General features: G+C 41.7%; 3 protein-coding genes and 1 pseudogene. 3 read left to right on the top strand and 1 reads right to left on the bottom strand.

Annotated features, from left to right (window positions below; genetic code table 11):
* The coding region (locus ACO4PX_RS09830; protein ID WP_485572509.1) for a sensor histidine kinase at positions 1-1158 on the top strand (1158 nt) is incomplete at its 5' end.
* Here ACO4PX_RS09830 and ACO4PX_RS09825 read toward each other — a convergent pair.
* Positions 1099-1314 (bottom strand): annotated as a pseudogene (locus ACO4PX_RS09825) (ORF6N domain-containing protein); the annotation flags it as partial. The gene ACO4PX_RS09830 and the pseudogene ACO4PX_RS09825 sit on opposite strands and share 60 nt — an antisense overlap.
* A gap of 143 nt (positions 1315-1457) precedes the next feature.
* Here ACO4PX_RS09825 and ACO4PX_RS09820 point away from each other — a divergent pair.
* Together ACO4PX_RS09820 and ACO4PX_RS09815 are read left to right on the top strand one after the other, a co-directional pair.
* Positions 1458-2126 (top strand): ABC transporter ATP-binding protein, encoded by a 669-nt coding sequence (locus ACO4PX_RS09820; protein WP_007157283.1) that lies wholly within the window; start codon positions 1458-1460, stop codon positions 2124-2126.
* A 2-nt stretch (positions 2127-2128) separates the two neighbouring features.
* A partial coding sequence (locus ACO4PX_RS09815; RefSeq protein ID WP_485572507.1) for an ABC transporter occupies positions 2129-2633 on the top strand: 505 nt, incomplete at its 3' end.

Genomic DNA, 2633 nt, shown 5'->3' with positions numbered 1-2633 from the left:
CTTGCTTTCTTCGGGTATTTTGTGAGCTTCGTGCTGTACAGCTTCTATCGAAATCGGGAGAAAGACGGAGGACTGAAGCTGTTTTACGGTCTTTATCCTATTGTTTTAGAAAGCCTGCTGGGAAGGATGCTGGCCTTCTATGTATTTCCATTCTTCGGCATTTCCGTTTACAATGAGGCGAGTATCGGCGGATATGATCTTCTGATTGAACTTCTGGTTTTTCCCCTCTATCTTGTCCTTATAAAATCCCTGAAAATCAATTTTCAGGAGTTGAAGGCAGGCTTTTCGCGTGGCTTTTTTCGCCGCTTTTTACTGCCGATCAATCTCTCGATGATGGTTTACACTGTTTTGGTTACGGCCTTTTTGATGCTGCGTGAAAGCTTTTCTTGGGCGGACAGCCTTCGGGGACAGCTGAATAATCTCTATATCATTATCTTTTTCGTGGTGCTTTTATATATCAATGCCGTTTCCAAGGAAAGACTGGAAGCGGAAGTGCTGGAGCAAAAGGATAGTGAGCTAAAGGCGCTTTCCGAATACAGTCATCATGTGGAGGAGTTATACGGAGAGATTCGCAGTTTTCGCCATGACTATATGAATATCTTAACCAGCTTGAAGCTGGGAATTGAGCGGAAAGACTTTGACAGCATTCAAAACATTTACAATACGGTTCTAAAGGACAGCGGAAAGCCCTTTTATAGCAGTAAATTTGACCTTGCAAAATTAAGCCGGATTGAAAATGATGCGGTAAAAAGTATCTTATCCGCGAAGCTCCTGGAGGCCCAGAGTAAGGGGATAGAGACTTCTGTGGAGATAGAAGAAGAGATTTATGATTTTCAAATCGAGCTGCTGGATTTCATCAAGATTCTTTCTATTCTTTGTGACAATGCCATAGAGGGATGTCTTACTGCTGAAGATCCGAAAATCGCTATCGCCTTGATACGTGAGGAGAGAACCCTCATTTTGGTGGTGGAAAACAGCACAGAGGCGGAAAAACTGGAGCTCTCTCCTATTTTCGATAAGGGGTATTCCTCTAAGGGGGAAGGCAGAGGACTTGGTCTTTATAACGTGCATACGATTCTGGAAAAATATCCGAAATCTCTAATCAGTACCCGCAGCGCCAATCATCTTTTTTCTCAAACCATTCAGTTTTGCAAATAGACCTTGGATATTTGGATAAGGTGGCTTCCTACGGCCTCCTTCCTGTCCTGAATAAAAATTCGGGACTGATGAAGTCACAATTTGTGATTTCACGATTCCAAGCTCTTCTTTTGTCAGCTGAAACATAAAATCAGCCGGGAAGCGCCCTATATTGCGCTTTACTTGTTTTTAGTAAGCTTTTTTTTAGAAAATTACCGTTCACGACAAAAGAATTACCGTTCGCGACAAGCTTATTTTCTCTTCCGGCATACGTTCTATAATGAGCCTCGTAAACAAAAAAGAAAGGGAGGTTCACTTAGATGTTTAGAGTAGATGAAATCAAGAAGTCCTTTAAAAATAAAGAGGTACTAAAAGGTGTTTCCTTCTCCATAGAAGAAGGAGAGAAGGTCGCTTTACTGGGGAATAACGGAGCAGGAAAAAGCACGCTGATGAAAATCATTGCCGGTCAGCTGGAGGCAAATTCCGGTACTGTGAACACGGCGCTGGATTATCAGACAGAAATCGGTATGATGCCCCAGGGCGATATTTTGATCGAGGATTTGACGGTTTCAGATTTAGTACAGTTAAAAAGTGCGATGAATCGAATCTCGATAGATTTGGATACTGCCTTGGAAAAGGTTTCCTTGCAGGATTTTAAAAAGCAATATGTGGGCGGTCTTTCCGGCGGGCAAAAGAGGAGACTTTCCTTACTGCTCAGCATTTTAAATTCTCCGAAGCTTATTTTTCTGGATGAGCCAACCACCGGAATGGACCTGGAATCCGTAGACCGGTTTTGGAAGCTTCTGGAGAAGGAAAAATATACTTCCGTGATTGTTACCCATGATTTTAACCAGATCGATCATTTCTTTACAAAGGTGATGATTTTAAAGAATGGACGAATTGCTGCAACGGAATCCGTAGAAGAGATTCACCGGCAGGGGAAAACGATTGAAGAGTTTTATAGAGAAAAGGTTGAAAAGGAGGCCTAAAAATGATTAGTATGATTCAATTAAAGCAGGTGTTACGAAACAGAAGATTTGTCTTATTTACGATCCTTCTTCCGCTGGCTTGGTATATGTTCTTATACAATATTCAGGCGGATATGCTGCCGAATATTATGCTGGGGATTGCCGTGTTTATCGGTATCATCGGAAACAGTCTGGCAACCTTTAGCAAAAGAATCTCCTCCGATATCGGCTTTTATTCCTTTGAATCCCGATTTTCCAACTACAGCATAAAAAATTATCTTTTGAGCCAATGCTTAGTACAAATCGTGTTAAATACCTTGATTTTTGTTGTGGTTTTAGGCGTTGCGACGATATTTGCAAAATTCCCGATTAACGGAAAGCTGGGAATTCAGTTTTTCTTATTGACTGTCATGGGCATTTACTTCAGTATTATCGGCTTTGTACTTGGGGTGAGATTGGATGCCAAACTCATCGATACAGTGGGATTTCCGGTCATTATTCTGGCAGCTTTGACCATTATGCCCTTCG

The sequence above is a fragment of the Oribacterium sp. genome (genome assembly GCF_057249185.1).
The sequence above is the reverse complement of the archived record's forward strand: the minus strand, read 5'-3'. Positions and strand labels throughout refer to the sequence as shown.

Bases quoted from the DNA above. Each gene is read 5' to 3' on its own strand.
- ACO4PX_RS09820 (WP_007157283.1), top strand. From the start codon at position 1,458: ATGTTTAGAGTAGATGAAATCAAGAAGTCCTTTAAAAATAAAGAGGTA.